The organism is Synergistaceae bacterium, assembly GCA_031267575.1.
GTDB lineage: Bacteria > Synergistota > Synergistia > Synergistales > Aminobacteriaceae > JAIRYN01.
In genome coordinates this window covers 1-21621 of the sequence record JAIRYN010000002.1, presented here as the reverse complement: position 1 = coordinate 21621, position 21621 = coordinate 1, and the positions used below count along the sequence as shown (strand labels likewise).

General features: G+C 52.3%; 24 protein-coding genes. 7 read left to right on the top strand and 17 right to left on the bottom strand.

Annotated elements, in window-relative coordinates:
• Positions 1 to 7: 7 nt before the first annotated feature.
• From LBJ36_00320 to LBJ36_00295, 6 genes are all read right to left on the bottom strand, one after another.
• Complete coding sequence (locus LBJ36_00320; GenBank protein MDR1377486.1) at positions 8 to 1639, bottom strand: amidohydrolase; 1632 nt, start codon at positions 1637 to 1639, stop codon at positions 8 to 10.
• A 308-nt stretch (positions 1640 to 1947) separates the two neighbouring features.
• A complete protein-coding gene (gene rpsI, locus LBJ36_00315) occupies positions 1948 to 2343 on the bottom strand; it encodes a 30S ribosomal protein S9 (GenBank protein MDR1377485.1) in 396 nt (131 codons plus the stop codon).
• A gap of 26 nt (positions 2344 to 2369) precedes the next feature.
• Positions 2370 to 2801 carry a 50S ribosomal protein L13 gene (rplM, locus tag LBJ36_00310; GenBank protein MDR1377484.1) on the bottom strand — a complete coding sequence of 144 codons (432 nt, stop codon included), beginning with the start codon at positions 2799 to 2801 and terminating at the stop codon, positions 2370 to 2372.
• 169 nt (positions 2802 to 2970) lie between these two features.
• The gene (locus LBJ36_00305; GenBank protein ID MDR1377483.1) at positions 2971 to 3975 is read right to left on the bottom strand and encodes a nicotinate phosphoribosyltransferase; all 1005 of its coding nucleotides are present in this window, start codon (positions 3973 to 3975) and stop codon (positions 2971 to 2973) included.
• Between the two features lie 80 nt (positions 3976 to 4055).
• Positions 4056 to 4274, bottom strand: coding sequence for a preprotein translocase subunit SecG (secG, locus tag LBJ36_00300; GenBank protein ID MDR1377482.1), 219 nt, complete (start codon positions 4272 to 4274; stop codon positions 4056 to 4058).
• Positions 4275 to 4380: 106 nt separating this feature from the next.
• Positions 4381 to 4746 carry an Hpt domain-containing protein gene (locus tag LBJ36_00295; GenBank protein MDR1377481.1) on the bottom strand — a complete coding sequence of 122 codons (366 nt, stop codon included), beginning with the start codon at positions 4744 to 4746 and terminating at the stop codon, positions 4381 to 4383.
• A gap of 213 nt (positions 4747 to 4959) precedes the next feature.
• On the opposite strand from LBJ36_00295, the gene LBJ36_00290 reads away from it, so the two are divergent.
• From LBJ36_00290 to LBJ36_00280, 3 genes are all read left to right on the top strand, one after another.
• The gene (locus LBJ36_00290) at positions 4960 to 6747 is read left to right on the top strand and encodes a hypothetical protein (GenBank protein MDR1377480.1); all 1788 of its coding nucleotides are present in this window, start codon (positions 4960 to 4962) and stop codon (positions 6745 to 6747) included.
• Entirely contained in the window at positions 6744 to 7823 is a 1080-nt protein-coding gene (locus tag LBJ36_00285) for a response regulator (protein MDR1377479.1), read from the top strand. The genes LBJ36_00290 and LBJ36_00285 overlap by 4 nt, the downstream gene beginning before the upstream one ends.
• Before the next feature lie 86 nt (positions 7824 to 7909).
• On the top strand, positions 7910 to 8944 hold the full coding sequence (locus tag LBJ36_00280) for a molybdopterin-binding protein (GenBank protein MDR1377478.1): 1035 nt from the start codon (positions 7910 to 7912) through the stop codon (positions 8942 to 8944).
• A 154-nt stretch (positions 8945 to 9098) separates the two neighbouring features.
• Here the strand turns inward: LBJ36_00280 and LBJ36_00275 are convergent, their stop codons facing one another.
• The 11 genes from LBJ36_00275 to LBJ36_00225 form a co-directional block, all read right to left on the bottom strand.
• Positions 9099 to 9377 (bottom strand): hypothetical protein, encoded by a 279-nt coding sequence (locus LBJ36_00275; GenBank protein ID MDR1377477.1) that lies wholly within the window; start codon positions 9375 to 9377, stop codon positions 9099 to 9101.
• A 3-nt stretch (positions 9378 to 9380) separates the two neighbouring features.
• Positions 9381 to 9677, bottom strand: a complete 297-nt coding sequence (locus tag LBJ36_00270) for a hypothetical protein (protein ID MDR1377476.1) — start codon at positions 9675 to 9677, stop codon at positions 9381 to 9383.
• A gap of 88 nt (positions 9678 to 9765) precedes the next feature.
• Positions 9766 to 12297, bottom strand: coding sequence for a phenylalanine--tRNA ligase subunit beta (pheT, locus tag LBJ36_00265; protein MDR1377475.1), 2532 nt, complete (start codon positions 12295 to 12297; stop codon positions 9766 to 9768).
• On the bottom strand, positions 12297 to 13412 hold the full coding sequence (pheS, locus tag LBJ36_00260) for a phenylalanine--tRNA ligase subunit alpha (GenBank protein ID MDR1377474.1): 1116 nt from the start codon (positions 13410 to 13412) through the stop codon (positions 12297 to 12299). The genes pheT and pheS overlap by 1 nt, the downstream gene beginning before the upstream one ends.
• 169 nt (positions 13413 to 13581) lie before the next feature.
• The gene (rplT, locus tag LBJ36_00255) at positions 13582 to 13935 is read right to left on the bottom strand and encodes a 50S ribosomal protein L20 (GenBank protein ID MDR1377473.1); all 354 of its coding nucleotides are present in this window, start codon (positions 13933 to 13935) and stop codon (positions 13582 to 13584) included.
• A gap of 40 nt (positions 13936 to 13975) precedes the next feature.
• Positions 13976 to 14173 (bottom strand): 50S ribosomal protein L35, encoded by a 198-nt coding sequence (gene rpmI, locus LBJ36_00250; protein MDR1377472.1) that lies wholly within the window; start codon positions 14171 to 14173, stop codon positions 13976 to 13978.
• Positions 14174 to 14274: 101 nt separating this feature from the next.
• A complete protein-coding gene (gene infC, locus LBJ36_00245) occupies positions 14275 to 14874 on the bottom strand; it encodes a translation initiation factor IF-3 (protein ID MDR1377471.1) in 600 nt (199 codons plus the stop codon).
• Positions 14875 to 15651: 777 nt separating this feature from the next.
• A complete protein-coding gene (locus LBJ36_00240; protein MDR1377470.1) occupies positions 15652 to 16479 on the bottom strand; it encodes a TIGR02757 family protein in 828 nt (275 codons plus the stop codon).
• A gap of 83 nt (positions 16480 to 16562) precedes the next feature.
• Positions 16563 to 17126, bottom strand: coding sequence for a flavin reductase family protein (locus tag LBJ36_00235; protein ID MDR1377469.1), 564 nt, complete (start codon positions 17124 to 17126; stop codon positions 16563 to 16565).
• Between the two features lie 67 nt (positions 17127 to 17193).
• The gene (locus LBJ36_00230) at positions 17194 to 17679 is read right to left on the bottom strand and encodes a ferritin (GenBank protein MDR1377468.1); all 486 of its coding nucleotides are present in this window, start codon (positions 17677 to 17679) and stop codon (positions 17194 to 17196) included.
• Positions 17680 to 17682: 3 nt separating this feature from the next.
• Positions 17683 to 18051, bottom strand: a complete 369-nt coding sequence (locus LBJ36_00225) for a desulfoferrodoxin (protein MDR1377467.1) — start codon at positions 18049 to 18051, stop codon at positions 17683 to 17685.
• Positions 18052 to 18320: 269 nt separating this feature from the next.
• Here LBJ36_00225 and LBJ36_00220 point away from each other — a divergent pair, with 269 nt between their 5' ends.
• The 4 genes from LBJ36_00220 (at position 18321) to LBJ36_00205 (ending at position 21446) form a co-directional block, all read left to right on the top strand.
• On the top strand, positions 18321 to 19418 hold the full coding sequence (locus LBJ36_00220; GenBank protein ID MDR1377466.1) for a hypothetical protein: 1098 nt from the start codon (positions 18321 to 18323) through the stop codon (positions 19416 to 19418).
• A complete protein-coding gene (locus tag LBJ36_00215) occupies positions 19415 to 20236 on the top strand; it encodes a tetratricopeptide repeat protein (protein MDR1377465.1) in 822 nt (273 codons plus the stop codon). Before LBJ36_00220 ends, LBJ36_00215 begins: the two co-directional genes overlap by 4 nt.
• A 100-nt stretch (positions 20237 to 20336) precedes the next feature.
• Entirely contained in the window at positions 20337 to 21101 is a 765-nt protein-coding gene (locus LBJ36_00210; GenBank protein MDR1377464.1) for a hypothetical protein, read from the top strand.
• 129 nt (positions 21102 to 21230) lie between these two features.
• Positions 21231 to 21446: a hypothetical protein gene (locus LBJ36_00205; protein MDR1377463.1), complete on the top strand. Its 216-nt coding sequence runs from the start codon at positions 21231 to 21233 to the stop codon at positions 21444 to 21446.
• The last annotated feature ends 175 nt before the right edge of the window (positions 21447 to 21621 follow it).

Sequence of the window (21621 nt, the reverse complement as noted above, 5' to 3'; positions counted from 1 at the left end):
CCCTTCATTACCAGTTTTCACCGATATAAGTGACGTTCCCGCCGCACAGAGTCATGGCCACAGGAATCTTCCAGAGGTCCGCCACGGGTTCCACGAAGGGATCCCGCTCCAGAACCACCAGATCCGCGTCTCGGCCCACCGAAATTTCTCCCCGGCGTTTTTCGTTGCTTCCGTGCCAGGCATTACCCCAAGTGTAAAGGGAAATGGCCTCGGCGACCGAGAGCTTTTCTTCGGGAGTCCAACTTTCCTCCGGGTTTTCCGACTGGCTTTGGCGTGTGACAGCCGCATGGATGCCGTCCAAGGGACGCAAACTTTCGATAGGGGCGTCCGAACCTCCGGAAAGGACGATACCCTTGCGCAGCATCGTCTTCCAGCGATAGCTCCGCGATGCCCATTGCTCGCCCAGTCGCTCAATGGCCATGCTTCGGTCGGAGGGGACGAAACTGGGTTGGATCGCTGCTCCTACTTGAAGGTTTTTCATACGGTCAAACTGCCGGTCGTCGGCGATCTGCGCATGGACAATTTTGTGACGGAAAATGCCGGGGCTCTCTGACTGCGCGGCCTCAAAGGCGTTCAGGCACATCTCCAGAGCTCCGTCTCCGATGGCGTGGGCGGCGACCTGCATCCCTGATGAATGGGCAATGAAAATCATCTCGTTCAAACGCTCTTGATCGAACATGGCTAACCCTCGGTCTCCCGGTTTGTCCGCGTAATCATGGAGCAAAAAGGCTGTGCGTCCTCCTAAGGAACCGTCGCAAATCAGCTTCAAGGGGCCGATTTGGTAAAACGGGGTTCCGTCGCCCGTGCGCCAGCCCTCGGAAAGAAAATCCATCAGCAGCTCTCGTTTGGGAAGCATGAGTTGCTGGCGAACGCGAAACGGCAATAGTCCGTCCCGTTCAGCTTTCATGTAAAAACCGATGGCGCGGCGAAAGTCGAAACCAAACATGCCCACGTCGTCCGAGTGCAACTGGGTCAGACCAAAGCTCGCCACCAGGGGACCGTATTTTTTCAGAAGGAGACGCAAGTCTTCGTCTTGAAGTTTGGGAATATGGTTGTATACGTACCGGCCCGCCGCCTCGCAGAGAATACCGTCAGGTTCCCCGTCGCTGTCGATGCCGATCACGCCCCCCTCCACGTGGGTATCCGCCGTGACTCCCGCCACTTTCAGGGCTACGGTATTTGCCACGGCCACGTGCCCGCACGTCCGTGTCAGGACTACGGGGTTGCGTGGGGACAGGTCGTCCAAATCCCAGCGAGTGGGTCGGCGTCCTTCGGCCCAATTAGCGTCGTTCCAGCCCCGGCCGCGATACCATCCCCCCTCGGCGACAGGATGGGTTTCGATGTACAACTTGAGCGCGGTCCTCATTTCGTCGATGGATTTACAAGATCTCAGGTCCAGAAGCTCTTGAGACTCCAGCCATGCCATAAAGTGCATGTGAGAATCGCCGAAGCCCGGAAACACGGATCGTCCTTTCAGGTCGAGGACCGTCATGTCTCCCTCACCCGCCAAATTCGCGGCCGGCGCGATATCCGCGCTGGACCCTAGCTCCGTCACTCTTCCGCCCTTGATTAAAAGAGCCTCTTTCACCCCCAGGGGGGTATGAACCCGCCCGTTGACGAACGCCATCTTTTTATGCATAAGCAACCTCCCAAATTCCGGTTTTGCAAAATCAAAATGCTGGAAATACGAGGTCGATTATAGCGCAAGTTCGCGTCTCTTGTCTTGTCGCTCCACCACGAAGGCAAACAAGAGCATAAACATCATAACTTATCTCATCTCTGTCAAATCTATCAAATCTATTGAATCGATCCTCGCATCTGTCAAACCTTGGGAGTTCTTCGACATAGTCATCATCTTCGACATAGCCATCAGATCTCTATTCATGCCGGTTTTCGAAAAAAACACCGACCGGCCAAAAGCCGGTCGGTTTATTAATGGCTAAACGCTTAACGTTTGGAGTACTGCCTCTTGCCTCGAGCACCTTTCTGGCCGAATTTTTTACGTTCCACCATGCGAGAGTCTCGGGTCAAAAGCCCCTCCTTTTTCAAGGCCGGGCGCAAATCGGGGTTTAACTTGATCAGAGCGCGAGCAATACCCATCTTGGCCGCGCCTGCCTGTCCTGTCAAACCGCCTCCTGTCGCTCGGACAAAGACATCTACTTTCCCCTCCAGGCTGGAAACCTTCAAAGACTGTAATACCTGAGACTGCCAGACTAGGCGCGGGAAATAATCTTCCACCGTCCTGTCGTTGATTTTTATCTCTCCGTTACCGGGGCGCACCCTCACCCGAGCTAACGCGTTCTTGCGCCTGCCGGTGCCCCAAAAATAGCTATTATCCTCCATTGACTTTCTCCTCCCATTCCAAAACGTCAAAGGTCGAGCGCTACAGGCGACTGTGCCGCGTGAGGGTGATGGGGGCCCGCGTAGACTTTCAACTTTCGATCGTATTTAAGACGCGTTTTGGGTAACATTCCCCTGACCACGTGTTCAAACAAAAACTCCGGTTTTTTCTGAAGCATGACATCCCAGGAAATCGACCGGTATCCGCCACTATGTCCCGTATGATAATGATAATGAGATTGAGCGCCTTTTTTGCCCGTCAAACGAACCTTGTCGGCGTTCACGACAACCACAAAATCCCCTGTGTCCACGTGGGGGGTGAAAGTGGGTCGATGCTTCCCCGTCAAGATCCGCGCGATCCGCGCCGCTAGACGCCCCACCGGCCTGTCCGTGGCGTCGACCACAAACCATTGCCTTTCCACCGTCTCTTTTTTAGCTAAGTAGGAACCACTGCCTGCCATCTTGTTTCCTCCTCAATATAACCACTCTGTCACGTCTTGCCGAAAAATCTATAAATATCGTCGTCGCGCTTTTCCGAAAAGCAGACCGAGAATGTGGCAGGGGGCCCTCTCGGATGCTCGATCCGTCCTAGCGCAAACCACTCAGCTTACAATTTTTCAGCAAACTTTATTATTTTATACGAACGAGGCGAGGATTGGCAAGTACCCCTGGCAACCTTCCCCGCTTGGCCACGGGATGCCCCTCGATCTCCTTCAGGTCCATAGTCATATCGATAGGCGGAGCATGGGCGATAAAACTCCCCACGCCGAAAACATCCGCCCCCGACGCGGAAAGTTCCGCTATTCTGACGGGAGTCAATCCCCCTGAAACGACAATCTTGACGTGATTGAAAGATCCCATATTCAGGCGATAACGCACCTCCGCCACCAACTCCGGGGTAACGCCACCCCGCTCTCCTGGGGTATCCAGGCGAATGGCGTCCAGTTTCTTTCCCAAAGCCTCCGCTAGGCGCAGGGTCTCCTCCGCCTCGTCCTTAAAAGTGTCCACCAGAAAAATGCGCCCGATATGAGCGGGGAGTTCCACGTCGTAGGCTTTGGCCAACGTCAGCGTGTCTCCCAGAATCAACACTGCCGCGTGGGGAACTGTCCCGGAGGGCTCTTTGCCGCAGAGCTTCGCGCCCAGAACGCAACTGGCTCCCGCGCATCCTCCAACTTTTACCGCCACGCTGTCCATAACGGGAGCCACGGAGGGGTGTACGTGACGCGCGCCAAAGGAAAGGACCGGCTTGCCCTCCGCCGCGTCCACGCACTGACGGGCAGCCGTGGCCCAACCGCTAGAACTGGAAAGAAAACCCAAAAGAGGGGCTTCATACAACCCAAACTCGCCATAAGCACCTCGAATGCGGAGCAGTGTCTCCTTGGAGTCGAAATGCTCTCCCTCAGGAAGCGCTTCGATGGACACTGAACGGTTTTTCAAGAGTTCGCGAACCTCTTCTGTTCCGGCGAAAATCCCCTGTTTCCTGGCGAAGATTTCGGCCGTCACCTCCACATCCAAACGTCCCACGGACGCAAGTACGTCGCGGGTGTTGATGAAGTAGACATCTGTGGTAAGTCCCGAACGTATTTCCTCGTGGGTGGCGCTGAGGAATCTATCCCCATCTATCTTCAGTTCCATTACATCTCTCAAGGAATTCAACATTTTCGATCCGTTGTAGGCCTCACGTGAATTTCGGATTTGTCCAGGGCCAGCTTGCCCTAGATCAAAATCAACAATAGAGAGGTTAACATAAAAAACCCCGCCAAGAGCACCGTCAGCTTTGTCAAACCCGTAAAACGCTGCCATTGCCCAACATCCGCTTGCGTTCCGCCCCCGAAGGCCCCACCAAAACCGCCTTGCTTACGGTGCTGCAGCAACACAACCACCATCAGCGTCAGGCTCAGAACGATATGGACCAAGGACAAAAAAATCTTCATTTTAAGCTATTCCTCCTCGTTCGAGAACTTGTCTCTCTCGAAATTCATCTTTATGAAAATCGTAATGAAAATCGTAATCAAGCGCCTATTTTACCACTTCGCGGTCTCAAGCGGGAAAATTCCGAAGAAGAGCTTCCACGCACTCCAGCGTTTTCTTATAAGCGGTCTCGAAAGTTCCGAAGCCCTCCGCCATATCACCCGTATCACCGCCGCTTTTTAGCAACGCCTCAAAGGAAACGCTTTGGTCGTAAAGAGCCGTCATAGAAAGATTGGCCGCCACACCTTTAATGGCGTGAGCACTCTTGGCCGCGCCATCCTTATCGTTCACTTTGACCTCTCGCTTCAACTGAGCGACCTGATCTTGGGTGTTCATAAAATGCGTCAATAGCGTTTTTAAAAGTTTTTTGTTTCCCCGTATTCTCTCCAGCGCTTTTTCGGTATCCATATACTGCTTGATTTCAGCTTCGTCCATAATTTTTTCCTCCTTGCTGTTCCCTAGAGACTGTCCGATAAAATACAACAGACTTAAGACTTATTATAGCGTCAGACAGAATTTTTTCTCCTTTTTCTTCCCTTTTTTGGAAGATGATAGCATATAATAGACCGCGTTATTGGGCTGTTGTGAAAAGTCTTGATTTTGAACATTAAACAATTTAAACAATGAGCACAAAACGCCTGGGGGAAGATGTGGAGTCTCAATAATATTGGGCGTCCCGAAGAAGAGGCGAGGGTGATCAAGATGCCCATAGGGTGGGAAATAATGTTTGCCGCGTTATTAGCGGGAATTTTTCACGTGAAACAGGCAATTGCCGAAGAAAATGAATCCAAAAACGAATCCGAGAACGAGGGGAAAAAACTCAAAAAGCTTCTGGACGCTCTGAATGGTAACGTTTACGTCTGGCAATACGAGACCAGAAAACTGCTTTACGCCAACAGAGAAGCGCGGGAAGTTCTGGGGCCAGAAATCGCTCCGCCATGCCCTTATCGCGAAGCCCAGGATGATTCCGAGACACGCTGGACCTGGGAAAGTTACGATCCCAGGGTAAAGAAGCATTATAGAAACACCGTGAGCCTTATCGACTGGACAGATGGCATAAAAGCCTATGTCCAGCATTCTGTCGATGTTTCCGATTACGCCGAAGCCACCGCGGCTCACCAAAGGAGCGAAGCCGCTCTGATGAGACATGAGGAAAGCCTTCAGATCGCGTTGGAAAGCGCGCAAAAAGCAAACGACGCCAAAAGCGAATTTCTGTCTCGCATGAGCCATGAAATCCGCACTCCTATGAACGTAATTATCGGCATGACAAAAATCGCCCAGCAAACTCAAGACATGGACAAGGCCCAGGACTGTCTGAAAAAGATCGACCTCTCCGCCAAGCACCTGCGGGGGATCATCGACGACATTCTCGACGTCTCCAGAATTGAAACGCGTAAACTTCAGCTCACGAACGCCTCTTTCGACGTGAGAAAAATGCTGATGAACATTTACGATGAGTTCGCGATAAAAAGCCAGGAGAAACAACAACAACTCTCGTTTCAGATCGACAACTCCGTGGGGACGTTATACGTGGGCGATGAAGCGCGGTTGTCGCAAGTTCTTCTCAACGTGTTGTCGAACGCCATCAAGTTTACGTCGGAGAACGGTCATGTTATCCTTTCCGTCCGGCAACGGCAACGGCAACGGCAACGACTCGATGATAAGGCCGTCCTCGAAATATCGGTTGAAGATTCCGGCATCGGTATCTCCAAGGAGAACCAGGAAAAGATTTTTTCCCCCTTTGAACAGGCCGACGGGGGTATCGCGCGTAAGTTCGGCGGCACGGGGCTAGGGTTGGTTATCTGCAAAAACATCGTGGAGTTGATGGGTGGCTCTATTTTCGTCCGAAGCAAAGAGGGCAAAGGCAGTGTTTTCTTTTTCACCGTTGAACTGCAAGTCGTGGACAAGGCAGTCAAAGAAAATTTGAAAAGAGACCCAAAGGGAGACTCGCTCCTGGATTTTGCCGGCGCTGACATTCCCTCTCGTTTTACCCCGGACGCGGCTTCACAAGAAAAAAAGCATGGCGGGGACGAAAAGAAAAAGAAGATGATCGACACACCCACGTTCGACACGAAACTCATGTTGCCGTTCATCAACGTGGCCGAAGGGCTCGCGCGCTTCAAAGGCAACGGTAAGCTATACGCGACCCTGCTTCGGAGCTATCAGAAAAACGAGCTGTTTCCGAAGATAAAGGCTGCCATCGACGCCAAAAACTTAGAGGTGGCGTTGAGCAATATCCGTGCCTTGAACGGCATTGCCGCTAGTTTGTCACTGAACGACCTGAGCGCGAAAACAGCGTTGTTGGAAGACTCGCTTCGCGGTGGTATCACCAGTCAGACGCTTGCACTTGTGGGAAAGTTGGCAACTTCAATGAAGGAGGCTCGGCAATGGCTCCCCGACCTGATCCTCGTTCTTGAAGAAGGGAGAATCGCATGAAACAAAAAGACAAAGTGTTGGTTGTTGACGACATGGAAATGAACCGGATGATTCTGGAGGCTATTCTCTCTGACGACTACGAGGTCATTCAAGCCGAAAACGGACTCGCCGCCATTGACATTCTCTACAATTCTGTGGAGCTTCCGGCCATTGTTCTGCTGGACATTATGATGCCCGAAATGGACGGGTTCCAAGTATTGGAGCTGATAAAATCCAATACGCGCACGGCCGGCATTCCCGTGGTCTTCATCACGGCCGCGGACATCGAGAGCACGGAAACCCGCGGACTCCGTGCTGGGGCCGTGGACTACGTTTCAAAGCCTTTCAACCCAGAGGTCGTCAAAGCAAGGGTGGATAATCATCTGGAACTCAAGCGTTACCGCGATTACTTGGAGGACGCGGTCGAGCAAAAAGTGCGTCAGTTGGTCCGCAACAAGGAGAATATGCTGGAAACCTTAGCCACCGTCATCGAGTACCGCAATCTGGAGTCGGGGCATCACGTGCGGAGGACGAGCCTTCTTTCCCGAAAGCTGGTGGACCAGTTGCTCGAAATTCCTTACTACGCGCGACAGTTAAACGCGCTGCATCACGAGTCCCTTCTGAAAGCCGTTCCCATTCACGACATCGGCAAAATTGGCGTCCCCGACAATATCCTTCTCAAACCCGGACGACTTCTGCCTGAAGAGTTCGAGATCATCAAAACCCATACCACTATCGGAAGCGATATCATCGACACATTGTTAACTAACGACGAGGGGGACGAGTACCTTCTGCACTGCCGGGATATTTGCCGCCACCACCATGAGCGTTTCGACGGCAAGGGATATCCTGACGGCTTGACGGGAGAGGCTATCCCTCTGTCGGCGCGCATCGTGTCCATAGTGGACGTCTACGATGCCTTGGCCAACAGCAGAGTTTATAAACCCGCCCTTCCTCATGAGGAAGCCATTCGTATCATCCTGGAGGGAACGGGCACTCAATTCGATCCTGGCCTTATCGAAGTCGTCAGGAAGATTCATCCTACTTTTGTAAACCTGCCATTGGGGAACGGTCAGAGCGAACCTTCTCCTTCGTGATACGAAAACATCTTTATTCAACATGTCGGTGAAATTTAAAGTGAAATCTAAAAATTTAAAGTGAAATCTAAAAGGAGGACTTGCTAATGAAAGTCAAGATCATCGACGTCGAGGACTCCGTGGGGACGGTCCTTTCTCATGACCTGACGTTGATTGACCCGACGAACGGTTACAAAGGGGCGCGCTTCAAAAAAGGACACATAGTTGCCCAAGACGAGGTGGAGCTGCTGAAGCGAATGGGGCGGGAACATCTATCGATTTTGGAGTTAGATGGCGACGAAGTCCATGAAGACGACGCCGCGCTGCGGGTGGCAGCGTTATTGACAGGTCCGTTTTTTTCGATCATTGGTCCTTCGGAGGGCAAGTGCGGTCTCGTCACCAAGCAGAGTGGCCTATTGCTCTTCGACGAGGAGGTTATCCACAAGATCAACGCCAACGTGAACTGGGTCTTTGCCACCCTTCCCAACAAAATCCCCGTCGAGAAGGGAGAGGTCGCGGCTGCGTGGCGAGTGGGTCCTTTGGTGGTGAAAGAGGATGACGTCCGTCACGCCGAAAATTTGCTCCGATCCTTAGCCAATCCCTTTGAGCTGCTCCCCTTTCGGCCTCTTCCAACGGCGCTGGTGACCACGGGGCGCGAGATCTGGGAGGGCCGCGTGAAAGACGCCTTTGTGGATAAGCTGAAGAAAAAACTAGCCCTTTACGGCGCGCCTTTGATCGGACACGATGTCGCCCCTGACGATAAAGAGATGATTCGGCGACGCATCGAAGCCCACATTAACAATGGGGCGGAGGTCGTTCTCTGCTCGGGGGGAATGAGCGTGGACGCTGACGACATGACTCCCGCCGCCATCCAAGACGTGGCGACGGAAGTAACGTTTCGGGGAACGCCAGCTCTCCCTGGCTCCAATCTGATGTTCGCTCAAAAAGGGAGCGTATTCCTTTTGGGTGTTCCTGCTTGCGCGGTTCACGCGGATATTACCGTGCTCGACACGGTAATGCACAGAATTTACGCAGGCCTACCTCCCACAGGCGAAGAGGCCCGGCGGTGGGGTGTGGGAGGACTCTGCCGGGGCTGTGGAACCTGCAACTACCCCACCTGTTCTTTCGGTTGCCGAGATTAAATTTGGGTCGACTCTTCCATAACACGTCGCTCCATAACATGTCACTCCATAACATGTCACTCCACAACATGTCGCTCCATAACATGTCACTCCACAACATGTTGCTCCACAAAAGGAAACTTGTCCTCTGACTTCTTATTTTTTTATATTTTTATTATCCGTCGCCTTTCGATTCCCCTGGCGGTTCCCAGGGGGAGAGTGTTTCCAGTTCTTTCTCCAGGGGACCCAGAATCTTGGAGATTTTTTCCAAACTGTAAGCGAGCTGCAAGCAGGTCAATATCAACAAATTGTCTTGATCAGTGTTCTCGCCGATAGATTCCCCCACCTCCTCCACAATAGAAAGAACTCGATTGAACGTAGACTCGTCAAGAGTCGTCTGCATACGGTAGCTTCGTTTGCCAATGACAATTCGGACTTCCCGGAGCTTGTCCACAGCTCAAGCTCCAGGGCGTTCGCCCTTGCGCACCAAGGCGATCAACTTGTCATTCAAGTCCTGGAGCTTTGACTCTATTCGGAACTGTTCTTGCGCGGAAAGCAACGCCTTCGTCTGTACCGTCTCCAACTCAGAACGCATTTCCTGCGAGGCTTTGACGGCTTCCTTATCTCGTTCTACGAGAAGGGCGCGCAGGCGTGACATCTCCAGCAACATTTCTTCGCGCTCTTTCAAGAGAGATTCGACCTTCGCCGTTAAGTGTTCGACCAGACTCTCGATGTTCCTCAACGTGTTGTTCATTCCATCTCCACCTTGAAGCTTTTTTCCGAAACAACCGAGCCTCGACTTTATATGCTCCGAAGGTAACGGGCGGATCCGTAATTAGCGCTTATCGCATATTGTATCCTTTTTGAGTCAATGTATTGCGGACCGCGTTGTGAATTTTGTCTACTTCCTCGTCGTTCAGCGTGCGATCCGCCGCTCGGTAACACAGGGAAAAAGCCATGCTGTGATGCCCTTCCGGGATCCCTTTGCCGCTATAGATGTCAAACAACTTGACGCTTTCCAGAATTTTCGCGCCCCGTTCCTCCCCCTCAACCGCGGATCGAATATCGGCCACCACTCGGTCCTGAGTCCGGTCAAGGGAAACCAGCATGGAGATGTCACGGAAACTGGCGGGGAAAGATGACGAAGGCATATAGACGGGTTTTTCGATGGGCTTCAGTGCCTCCAAGTCAATCTCGAAAACGTAAATAGGGCCAGCCCCAGCAAAACCCAATTCTCGCTCGATGGAGGGAGAGAGGCGCGCCAAATAGCCCAAGCCGAGAATACGCGCCGTCTGCCCCGCGTGGCCGAAGGGCTCGGAGCCTTGCTCAAAAGCGAGCTCGATGCCCCGAGTTTGCAATAACGCCAAGACGTCGGTTTTGACACTCAGTAAATCGTCGAGGGTCTCCGGCCAGGGCGTGCGAGGGTCCATGCCGTTAAAGACCAATCCAGCTAAAGCATCCCGTTCGAGATGTTTTTCTTGCTGCTCATGCGTCTCGTCGCGCAGGAAAACACGCCCAATTTCAAAAAGCCGCACAGGGCCGCGCCAGCCCGACGCGACGCTTTCCCTCAACCCGTTCAGCAACCCTGGAAGCAAGGTGGTACGCATGGCGACCCATTCTTGACTAATGGGGTTGGCCAGGAGGAGGGGATGAGCGCGCCGATCCTCTTCAGGCAGGTGTAACATCGAGACGAAGGACTCCGACAGGAAACTGTAAGTGATGGCCTCCACGTAGCCTCGGGCAATGGCGCAGGCGCGCAAAGTTCCGGCCAGAGATGTCTCCTCGCCCACGTCGCCGCGTCTCGGCAGCACTCCGGGCATGTGGGCGGGGGCGTCGTTGTAGCCTCTGTAACGCCCGATCTCCTCAATGAGGTCCTCTTCAATGGTGATGTCGGGGCGCCAGGTGGGAGGGATGAAAGCGCGAATGTTCGTGCCGAATTTTTCGCCATTGAAATCTTTATTGAAATCTTTATTAAAATCTTTTGCGTGTCGAATGCCGTAGCCTTCGAGGATTTGGGTCGACTCCTCCATGTCGCTCCACAAGAGGTAAGTCTGAAGCTTTTTCTTCGTGAGAACGACGGGTTGGATCTCCGGCTGGGTGTTGAAGGCCGAAAGTTTCTTGTAGCTCACCGTCGCCCCGCTCCACTGTCCCATCAGGAAGAGGGCGTAGTCGATTCCGATGGCGGAAAGGGCGGGGTCCACGCCCCTGGAGTAGCGGAACGCCGCTTCCGAGGCGATGCCTAGCCGGCGCGAGGTATGACCGACCCTCAGGGGGGAGAAGCTGGCGCCTTCCAGGACCACTTTTTCGGTGTCATCACTGATGCCGGTCTTCTTGCCGCCCATGATTCCCGCCAGGGCTATGGGCTCAGTGAGAGGTCCTCCAGGCGATTCCTTGCCGCTGGTGATGAGCATGTCCTTGACGGTCAAAACATGCTCCTTGCCATCCAGAGTGATAATCTTCTCCCCCGCTAGAGCGGAACGCACCGTAATCTCCCGCTTCGGCAGCGTGTTCAAGTCGAAGGCGTGAAGGGGCTGTCCCACCACCAGCATCACATAGTTGGTAGCGTCCACGATGTTGGAGATGGGACGCATCCCCAGATGGGAAAGAGCCACCCGGACCTCCAATGGGGATGGACCGATCTTGACGTCTGTCGCGAGCCCTAGGAGGTAGTTCAGACACCCTGCGTCGGGCAAGGCGATGGTTCCGAACTCCACGGGCCAGTCTCCGGCCTTAGAGGCATTCACGCCCGAAGTGTAGAGTTCCCAGGGCAGCGGTTTCAGAATGGCGTCGGGGTAGAGCCCCTTCAGTTCCCGTGCCATACCCAAAACGCTCAGAAGGTCTCCTCGGTTCGGTGTGATCGAAACGTCCAGAAGTGTATCGTCCAATTGGTAGAGCGCAAGCGCGTCCGCGCCGAGGGGCGCGTCTTCTGGCAACACCAGGATACCTTCAACCAGGTCCACATCAGGAAGCCCCAGCTCCGCCGCGGAGAGCATCATGCCCTCGCTCCGGATCTCCCCAAAATCGCGTAAGCCCAGTTCCGTTTTCTTCGAGGTGACGATTCCCTGGTGCGTTATTTCGGGCAACGTCGCTCCCGGAGCGCCGTAAAGGACCTTGTCTCCTATCTTCAAGTTTGTCGCGGCCGTGACGCAGACGGCTTTGGCTTTACCGGTCTCCAGCTCCGCGACAAAAAGGTTCTCTTTCGACGGATGCCGTTCGAGGGTTTGGACGCGCGCCACTGTAACGCCTGAAATTGGATCGCCCGGACGGCGGATTGACTCCACCTCTGCTCCAGACATAGTCAAACGAGAAGCCGCCTCCTCCGGGGAAACGCGCAGTTCCACAAACTGACTCAGCAGTTGCCACGAAACAATCATCAGTCATTCCTCCCCGATAAAAAATAGGAAACGTTTCCGTTGAACAGATAACGAAGGTCATTGATTCCATACTTCAGCATAGCCATGCGGTCGAGCCCCAGCCCAAAAGCAAACCCGTTGTATTTTTCGGGGTCGATGCCGCCCGCGCGGATGACGAACGGGTGCGTCATGCCCATGCCGCAGACCTCCAACCACCCCGTTCCTTTACATATGCGGCAGTCGGAGTTTTTGCCGCTGCATTCCACACACTCGATGTCCAACTCCATAGAGGGTTCGGTGAAGGGGAAATAGCTGGCGCGAAAACGGCTCTTCAGTTCCCGTCCAAAAAAACCGTTCATCAGTTCCGTCAAGGATCCCTTCAAGACGGAGAACGAAACGTCTTTATCGATCAAAAGCCCTTCGAGCTGGTTGAACATGGGCGAATGCGTGGGGTCGTTGTCCCGGCGGTAGACCTTGCCTGGGCAGACGATGCGCAAGGGCGCACCGTAACGGTGCATCGCCCGTATCTCGACGGGAGAGGTATGAGTCCTCAAAAGCTGTCTTTTCGAGGCTTTCTCCACATCTGCGCCCACATTATCCGCTCCCACATCTGCACCCACGCCGGCGTCCAGAAAATTGTCCGGAAAATAAAACGTATCCTGCATATCCCGCGCCGGATGCCAGGAGGGCATATTGAGACACTCGAAGTTGTAGTAGTCTTCCTCGATCTCCGGCCCCAGCACCACAGAATACCCCAGACCTTGCATGATAGCGACGATCTCGTGCATCGTTTGAGCCACAGGGTGAAAGGATCCGGCGGGGCGTCCTCTGGGGGGCAATGTGACATCTACCCTCTCCAGAGCCTCCGCTGCGGTGTCCTCCGCGAGGGTCAGAGCCCGCTTTTTTTCCTCGATCCTCCGCTCCAGTTCGTCGCGGAGTTCGTTCAAGACCTCTCCCGCCCGGGGGCGTTCATCGGGTGGAAGTTCTTTTAAAGATTTCAAAAGGGTCGTCAACGCGCCTTTCTTTCCCAGGTATTTGACCCTCAGTTCTTGCAACGCGTCCGTGGCGCCGATGGATGCCATAGTTTCGTCGAAAGAATTTTGGACCTCCCGTACCTGGTTTTCCAAATCGTTCACTGCCGCACCTCCTTCGAAAAGATTCGAAAAGATTTCGAAAAGATTCGTTTATTCACTATAATTTATTATTTACTATAAATGAGGCTCCTGCCGCGATAGACGACAGGAACCTCATGATAAACGCCGCATCTTTTTTATGGTGAAAACTTTTAAAAACCGATTGATTTCTTTACTTCAAAATGATTCGAGCGCGGGTAATCAACTCACGGAAAGCAGGCATGTCGTGAATTGCCAGCTCCGAGAGCATTTTGCGGTTCAAGGTGATCCCCGCCTTCTTCAACCCGTTGATGAAAGCGCTGTAGCTCATGCCCTCGGAACGAGTCGCCGCACTGATGCGGGTGATCCACAGCTTGCGATAATCGCGTTTCTTTCGTTTTCTGTCGCCGTAAGCCCGAGAAAGAGCGGCCAGAAAAGCCTCTTTAGCCCGGCGATACACGTTTTTATGCTGACCCCAATAGCCTTTTGTAATAGAGAAAAGTTTTTTCCGTTTTTTATTGCTGATACTCCCGCCTTTGACGCGCATTCGACTTCATCCTTTCGATTGGGAGAACTTTTAAAGCCACTCAAGAGTAGGGAAGCATCCTTTTCATCTGGCCCATGAGGGTCGATGAAACGTATCCCGTCTTACGCATCCTGCGTGTGCGCTTGGCGCTTTTGTGTTCCATAATATGAGCGCGCCCGACCTTTCGATAAGCCAGCTTGCCCCTCGCGGTGTAAGAAAACCTCTTTTTAGCGCCGGAGTGTGACTTCAATTTAGGCATACCACTATCTCCTCTCAAATTAGACGGTCTCACGGACCGTGAAACAACCCAAACTCGTTCGTTTTATGCGTCGCCGATCCTTATTTTCCTTATACTCTCCACTATTCTTCCATGGAGTTCAACTCGGCGACAGACACCGAAAGAGGTTCTTTCGGTTTGTTTTTTTCTTTTTTCGGTTCCGCGTCCGAAGCAATTTTCTTGGATTTAGCCTGAGCGATGGGGGTCAGCATGATACGCATATAGCGCCCTTCCATCTTGGGGGTTCCTTCACTCTTGCCCAGTCCTTCGCACTCCTCCACGACGCGTTTCAAAACCTCCTCGCCTTTGGAAAGGAACGTCATTTCCCGCCCTCTGAAAAACACCGATACTTTCACCCGGTGTCCTTCTTCGAGAAAATTCTTGATGGCCCTCACCTTGAAGTCGTAATCATGCTCGTCGATTTTGGGACGCATTTTCATTTCTTTCAAAGTCTGTACTTTTTGTTTCTTGCGGGCGTCTTTTTCCTTTTTCTGGAGTTGGTACCGGTACTTGCCATAATCCATAATCCGGCACACAGGCGGCTTGGCCAAGGGTGCCACCTCGACCAAATCCAACATTCGTTCCTCGGCCATTTTCACGGCTTCCAGCGTTGGAATCTGTCCGACTTTCACTCCATTTTCGTCCACCAACAGGACTTGCGGCGAGGTAATTTCACGGTTGATTCTGGGCTCATCATCTTCGGTTCTAGAAACTATAGCACTTCACCTCCGAATTAAGTAAAAAAATTGAAATAAAAAATAAGACCGACGTTTTGTCGGCCCCTCCAATTACGACAACCCCGCTCGCTTCATTACCCGTTAGCTACCCTAAAGCGCCATATGGGTGAGAGGGGCTGACCTCTACTTCACGCGAACTTATTTAGGAAATATACCACACCTCCACACTCTTCCGCAAGAGAGAGTTTCAAGCTCGTCAGGACAACAGCATTTACTCTCGAATCCTTGATATGACTGGATATGACTGGATATGACTGGCCTTATATGCTACGTAAAAATACCTATTCAAATATGCGAAGCTAGTGATTGGAATGCTTGAGGGAAAATAAATGCTGTCGCCCTGTCAATCGCGTTTTTGCTTTGGCAAATCACTTTCAAGATATAGCGACGCTCTCAATACATTGTTACCTCTAGTCTCCAGTCTCTATCCTCTATACCTCTACCGATTCTTTTAGCGTACTAATACCTACTTATAGCTAGCAGATACGTTTTGCATAGTATTCCGAAGACCTTATGATCTTATGATCTAAGGAAAAGCTGAATCTCGCAAAGTTTATCCAAAGGATAAACGCTTTTTAATTATCAATATAACCTTGGTTTTCGGTTTTAATATCAAGGTACAAAATAAGCATAACAAGCTATTATCATGATGTCAAGAAGAAGGAGTTTGATATAAATAAATATGAATAGACACTGATTTATATACTATACGATAGCCCTCGGCTAGATCACGTCGGATATGTTCAACCCTTGGCGGATGCCGAAGCGGCTGAGAACGAAGTCGTAGCGGGTAGGATCTTCGGGGGTCAGTTTGGCAAAATTTTGCGTGATTTCGAGTACTGTCGTGAGGTCGGCCTGCTTCCGCTTCGTCAAACCTAACTGGAGCGCGATACGGTGAATGTGAGTGTCCGTCGGCATGAGCAGGTTTTTAGGGGAGATAGCCGTCCACCCGCCGGGGTCCACCTCGTCCCTGCGCGTCATCCATTTCAGGTAAAGCGACAACCGTTTGCAGGCGCTGCCATCCTCGGGGGCCGTCAGCAAAGGGAATCCCTTTCGCAATCCTTCCTTCCTCAGCGTAAGTTCATGGGAAAAAAAGTTCAACGCAGCAAGCAAAGTCCCTTCTCTTTGAAGCCCTTCTTTCAAGAGCGCTTCCAGGGAACCGTATTCCCGCAGAATTTGAGACACGCGTTCCAGGAGCGCCGCCATGTCCTTTCCCGTAGTGAAACGGTGCTTGAAGTCTTTGAAAAGAGTTTGAAAAAAAGATTGCGAGCGCGGCTTCTCCTCAAGCAAAAAACAATGGGGGCACGCGCCCATCGGCGCCAGGATTTTTTCGACGCTCTTCAGGATCTGCGCGACACGCCCGTAGGCCAGGCATGAGGCAATCAACCCCACGACCTCGCGATCTAAGGGGTCGTCATAGCCGTATAAAAAAACGAGAGGGTCAGGAAATACAAGTTCTCGGCGGTTATAGACGAAATAAAGCCCCTCCAGAAAAGCCTTCAACCGAGCTTTGTCTGAAGAAAGCCGCGTAAGGTCTTCGTTGTTCTTCATTATAATAAATTATAGTGAATTATCATAAAAATCTAAATCTAGAATAGTGAGAAGTGGCTCATTATCTAAGCATTATCTAAGCATTATCTAAGAAAGTTGAAAACAACGGTAGGCGCGTTAATATGAGCCTTCCCCTTCTTAAGCTTATGGTAGTCCGCGTAGGTCAAGGGTTGGGCTCCATCGGAGATAACGTAGGTGCTCTTGAGGATCCCGACGAAGAGCCTATGGGTTTCTATGTCCATCATGTCGGTGACCTCGGCTTCGATGGCCGCCACCGTGTACTCAGTGATGACGGGAAGGCCAAACTTCGTCACCACGTAGTCACACTTGGCAAACTTGTCGCACTCCCGCCCCGACCGAAAACCGAAATTGCCGATGAAGGGCAAAGGTACTTCATTGGAGAACACGGAAACCGAAAACTTTTTGCTTTTGGTCACCAGCTCCGTAGTGTAGTTATCCTTGTGAAGACAAACCGCAATAGAAATGGGGTTGGCCGTGAGCTGCATTACGGTATTGGCGACCTGCCCGTCCAGTTTGTCCTCCCAAGCGGTAGCGACGATATAAAGCCCGCAACTGAAAGGGAACAACGCTTTGGGATTCAATTCGTTCTCCATCTGTTTTTCCGTCTTGCCTTTGTTTCGATTCATTACTTCCTTCTCCGACACTTCCTTCTCCGACGGGTTCGGCTGACGTGCCTGCCGATACTCTACCCCCTCAGCGTCCTCCTAATTCCTTATCCAGAAGATAGAGGCTCGAATTGGAATCGTCCACGAACTCAATCTTTCGCACGATCTCCTCCGCGCTAGCTTCCTCCTCCACCTGCTCATCAATGAACCAGTTCAGCATGGACTGGGCAGCATAATCTTTCTCTTCTATCGCGAGATCCATCATTTTGTTGATTCTACCTGTGACGTACCGCTCGTGTTTCAAGACCTCTTTGAACACAACCAAAGGCCCCTCGAACTTCGTCGCCGGCTTGGCGAGAGCTTCCAGCACGACACGCGCGCCTCGGGCGTAGAGATGTTCCATGAATTTCTCCGCGTGCTCCATTTCTTCTTGAGCTTGCTTTTTTGTCCAGTGCGCCATGCCCTTGAGGTTCGTGTCCTCGAAATACGTGGACATCGAGAGATAAATATAGGCCGATTCCAGCTCGGCTTTGATCTGGTCATTGATACTGTCCGCCATTTTCTGTGAGATCATGCCTTACTTTTCCCCTTTCCAGAGTCCGTGCAGGTTGCAATATTCTCTCGCGTAGACGTTCTCCCCGGCGCAGGCCTCAAACACGGCCTTTGGCACTTCTCCAGGCGACAGAAAACGACGGCAGATTTTGTTTTCTCCGACAAGCTCGATCCATTCGATATGGTGCTCTGGCAGCATTGGATGAGCGACGCTTCCGACCTTGATGGCGTTACCCTCGAAAACAGGTACGTGTTTTTCCTTTGCGCCGTCGCTGGTGTTTTCCTTGAGCTGGCTCATAGGCGATCCGCAACAGCTCAACAGTCCACCTCCCGCGTGAAGGACCTCCACAAGGTTGCCACATAACCCGCATTTGTAAACGTCTAGTTTTTCCATCACAACTCCCCCTTTACACCTTTTCCACTCTGCGGCTATCTGCGGCTATCTGCGGCTATGAAGATGGAACTGAGTGAATACTGGCAGAATAACCTAAATTTCCCCGAAACACAATACAAAGAATACGAAAAAAATTTTGCGGAAATATAGCGGAAATATATTGGGCAGCGATAAATAAGCAAATGGAGACGAAATGCCGATAAGAATAAAGAATATTGAAGATACAATTAAGGCGGTTTTTGACGTAGATTTTTCGGGGAGTGACGATTATGAAAGCAAGCCGCTTTGCAAGAACAGGATTGTTGATCGCGATTTTGTTGAACGCGATTTTGTGGGAAGGGTTGGTCTCCGTATGTTCCGCCCGGGAGGCGGAGTCGCGCCGGCTTTCCGTTGTGCTGTTTCCGACGGAAAACTACACGGACCTTCAGGTCTGGGAGAGCAAGTACTACCCCTACAGTGTCCTGGAACAAAGAATGACGGAATATTTAGCGGAACTTTTCAACGACTCGCCCATGACCGAGGTGGAGGTTTTGGATGAGAACGGTATGAACCAGTGGCTGAACCGACCTCACCGGGACGGCGACATGGCGATACGGATGGAGCTTTATAGCGCCATCTTGAAAGAGCGGGAGGTTGTGGGGAAGGTGGAAACGGGCGCGGTGAAGTTGCGCGTCAAAATCTTCGACGCGGTCAACGCCGAACCCTTCGCCACTCGCATTGCCGTGGGGCGGGACAAGCGTTACACCTTCGGTCCCGGAGATGATAAGTTGTTCTGGATCGACACGCGGATCACCTCTTTGCCCATTCCTTTCAAGGACGGTCTTGATGTCCTCGGTCTGACCCGTGGGACCGGCCAAGGACAGAAGATGAGCCGCCTCACGTGGAAGCAGTTCGCCGGTACGTCCCATTGGCAATCGATCAAAAACGCCGTAAAAGACGGTTACCATGAGGCGATGAGCCATATCTCCATCGTGTTGAAGCGCAACGACCCCGGAATGTACGAAGCCGGTGAACCCCCTTTCAACCCTTATGCCATCAATGTGGGCCGCGTCATCTCTCCGACTGCGAACTCCACGCGCAAGCGGCGGGAGTACATTATCTCCATCGGACGAGAAGACACCCTCAAGGTTGGAGACGTTCTGGAGGTGGTGCGGAGCGACACCTATATCTCCGTCGACCCGGAAAATCCCGTGGCCGTCATCCCGGTGAGCATCGGGAAAGTCAGGGTGCTTAATGTGCAGGAAAGAACCGCCGTAGTGTTGGTGGTTCAGGACAACAAAAAGGAACCCATCCAATTGGACGATCTTGTCATGAAATTTCATCGGCCCGAGGTATTACAAATGAAATGGGAGACAAAAAAACCATGAGCGTTTTTATCGGAAAGAAGAAACGTATCTTACGCTGTCTGTTTGCGTTAGTTTTGGGTTGCGTTTTTTTCGCTTTTGGGACGGAGGCGCGCGCCAACGGCAACGTTTCCGCGGACGAGATCGTTTCTCAGCCCCAGAATACACAGAAGCAGGGCAAGAAGTCCGTTCGTAAGGCTCCGGTCAAAAAGCAAGTGAAAAAAAGACCGGCAAAGGCGACAAAGAAACCCGTCCGTCCGCAGCCGGTTCCCGCGCCGATGGCACTCAGTTTTTTGGAGAGGGGTATTTCCCTGATGGAGGCGAAACGATACAGTCAGGCGCGTCCTTGGTTGCAAAGAGCTGTCCAGGAAGAACGCCGCAATCCCTATGCCTGGTATTGGTACGGCATGGCCCATGAGAAAATCGGGCAAATGGAACAAGCCCAATTTTTCTACGCGCGGGCTCTGGAACTGGACCCGGCGTTTCCTCCTTTCGTTCGGGTCGTGACGTATCCCAACGGCGAGGGAGATCGTAAGGCCCTGTGGGACCCACGGCGGCCGGCTCAGGTGTACCCCGTTGAGACGGTATCCAACGGCGTGGTGGTCGTTCCTCCCGGCGCTCCGGAGGCCACAGCGCGCCCCACTCGCCCGCCCGTGGATCCTCTGCTGCCCCGTGTGCCGGTTTACGTACCGCCGGAACCCACAACGCCCGTAATTTTCGGCGACGCGGAGCAACCTCCGGTCTACGTACCACCCAGCTTTCCGGCTTTTTCGCCCGTTGCCGACGACGTAGAAGAACAGCCGGAGTCTATTTTAAAACGATATAATGCTTTAATCGAATAACGGTTACACTGTAAGTATTTTAAGCTCCTAAAAGAACCTCTTTTTGCTATTCTGACTTTAGGCTTTTTACTTTAATACATTATAGGAAGTGATTTTAAGAATGGGAAAAATTTTGAGGTTACAGCGTCTGTTGTTATGCCTGGCGGGTCTGGGTGTTTTAGTGGGGATGGCGTCGCCCGCGGCTGCCAAGCTCTATCTGGCGGAGCCGCTGTTGGTGGAGCAGCCGTCTTACGCGGGGATGCGTTTCTACGTGTACAAGCCCTACAACACGCCGCCCGATTGGTACGCCACCTTCGACGGCTATCCCGTAACTCGGAACAAAGATAACGTGTGGGTGTACGGGACCTTCGCTGGTCCCAACCTCACGCCGACTCATTATATTGTAGGGTCTGTGCTTCCCTCTATGGCGGGCTTGCAGCCGTATACGAACTCCCTTCAAATCTCGTCGAGCGCGACGCTTTTTCCAGCCCCGACTATTGCCGCGCGTCAATCGCCGATGACGCAGCCCATTGCGTCGGGCGCTCTCTCGACCTACATGCCGGACTGGCTTTTCAATGGTCGTTTTATGGCGTTGGGCGAGTGGAAGAGCAGCGTGGACCGTGTGGGAATTTTGCGCCGGCCGGGGATTCCCGTCGCTTGGAGAGGAAACCAGCCCAAGGTGATCTATGCGTGGAACGGCAAGGGGTGGCATCAGATGATAACGCGAGAGGCACAGCGTCCCATGGACGTGCTGAGGGCGAATCTTTATGATCTAACGAAGCAAGTTAACCACAATGGTTTCACCTGGTACGAAGCTGACATGCCCATTCTCTCCCAACAGGCGGGCAAGTGGGGTTTTTACTGGATGGGAGAGATTATGCTTTAACCCTCTGCTCGTCAAGAGGTCAAGAGATTGGTGTATATCGTACCTTGACATACTCCCACGACTAAAGCCGTGGGATTGTAAGATCGACAAAGACAGCCGACTGAAACCGGTTGAAAGGACTGTATTTTGATGAGTCTTGAAGAGGAATATCAGGTTCTGAAGGATTGGCATAAGCAAAAGTCAGATGAAAATGACAAAGCTGCTAGAGAGGCTTGGATTCAAGGCAAAATACGCGGGCTTGATTCCGAATTTGACGTGATCTCCAAACAAATTAATAACGAATTCAACCGCCGCCTGGACGCTCTGAAAGAGAGGTACGGCATAGGCCAGGGAATCGTACCATGACAGCCTTAAACTCAATCGTTTCACCTTATACTTGGGATGCGAGTGACAAAAGACGCGTGAATTGAAACATGGAAATCGACGCTAAACACGTTGTCCTTTTCGCGCTGTACGCGGAATATCAAAAAGACATACCGGAGATGGCGAACATAACCTCCGAAACTCTTAATATGGACGC

Excerpts from the sequence above, each read along its gene's own strand:
- LBJ36_00305 (MDR1377483.1), bottom strand. The coding sequence starts at position 3,975 with ATGGAACTGAAGATAGATGGGGATAGATTCCTCAGCGCCACCCACGAG.
- LBJ36_00295 (MDR1377481.1), bottom strand. The coding sequence starts at position 4,746 with ATGGACGAAGCTGAAATCAAGCAGTATATGGATACCGAAAAAGCGCTG.
- LBJ36_00220 (MDR1377466.1), top strand. The coding sequence starts at position 18,321 with ATGAAAGCAAGCCGCTTTGCAAGAACAGGATTGTTGATCGCGATTTTG.
- LBJ36_00290 (MDR1377480.1), top strand. The coding sequence starts at position 4,960 with ATGTGGAGTCTCAATAATATTGGGCGTCCCGAAGAAGAGGCGAGGGTG.
- LBJ36_00215 (MDR1377465.1), top strand. The coding sequence starts at position 19,415 with ATGAGCGTTTTTATCGGAAAGAAGAAACGTATCTTACGCTGTCTGTTT.
- LBJ36_00205 (MDR1377463.1), top strand. The coding sequence starts at position 21,231 with ATGAGTCTTGAAGAGGAATATCAGGTTCTGAAGGATTGGCATAAGCAA.
- LBJ36_00270 (MDR1377476.1), bottom strand. The coding sequence starts at position 9,677 with ATGAACAACACGTTGAGGAACATCGAGAGTCTGGTCGAACACTTAACG.
- LBJ36_00230 (MDR1377468.1), bottom strand. The coding sequence starts at position 17,679 with ATGATCTCACAGAAAATGGCGGACAGTATCAATGACCAGATCAAAGCC.
- LBJ36_00240 (MDR1377470.1), bottom strand. The coding sequence starts at position 16,479 with ATGAAGAACAACGAAGACCTTACGCGGCTTTCTTCAGACAAAGCTCGG.
- LBJ36_00280 (MDR1377478.1), top strand. The coding sequence starts at position 7,910 with ATGAAAGTCAAGATCATCGACGTCGAGGACTCCGTGGGGACGGTCCTT.
- LBJ36_00285 (MDR1377479.1), top strand. The coding sequence starts at position 6,744 with ATGAAACAAAAAGACAAAGTGTTGGTTGTTGACGACATGGAAATGAAC.
- LBJ36_00210 (MDR1377464.1), top strand. The coding sequence starts at position 20,337 with ATGGGAAAAATTTTGAGGTTACAGCGTCTGTTGTTATGCCTGGCGGGT.
- rplM (MDR1377484.1), bottom strand. The coding sequence starts at position 2,801 with ATGGCAGGCAGTGGTTCCTACTTAGCTAAAAAAGAGACGGTGGAAAGG.
- rplT (MDR1377473.1), bottom strand. The coding sequence starts at position 13,935 with ATGCGCGTCAAAGGCGGGAGTATCAGCAATAAAAAACGGAAAAAACTT.
- LBJ36_00320 (MDR1377486.1), bottom strand. The coding sequence starts at position 1,639 with ATGCATAAAAAGATGGCGTTCGTCAACGGGCGGGTTCATACCCCCCTG.
- pheT (MDR1377475.1), bottom strand. The coding sequence starts at position 12,297 with ATGATTGTTTCGTGGCAACTGCTGAGTCAGTTTGTGGAACTGCGCGTT.
- rpsI (MDR1377485.1), bottom strand. The coding sequence starts at position 2,343 with ATGGAGGATAATAGCTATTTTTGGGGCACCGGCAGGCGCAAGAACGCG.
- rpmI (MDR1377472.1), bottom strand. The coding sequence starts at position 14,173 with ATGCCTAAATTGAAGTCACACTCCGGCGCTAAAAAGAGGTTTTCTTAC.
- LBJ36_00225 (MDR1377467.1), bottom strand. The coding sequence starts at position 18,051 with ATGGAAAAACTAGACGTTTACAAATGCGGGTTATGTGGCAACCTTGTG.
- secG (MDR1377482.1), bottom strand. The coding sequence starts at position 4,274 with ATGAAGATTTTTTTGTCCTTGGTCCATATCGTTCTGAGCCTGACGCTG.
- LBJ36_00235 (MDR1377469.1), bottom strand. The coding sequence starts at position 17,126 with ATGAATCGAAACAAAGGCAAGACGGAAAAACAGATGGAGAACGAATTG.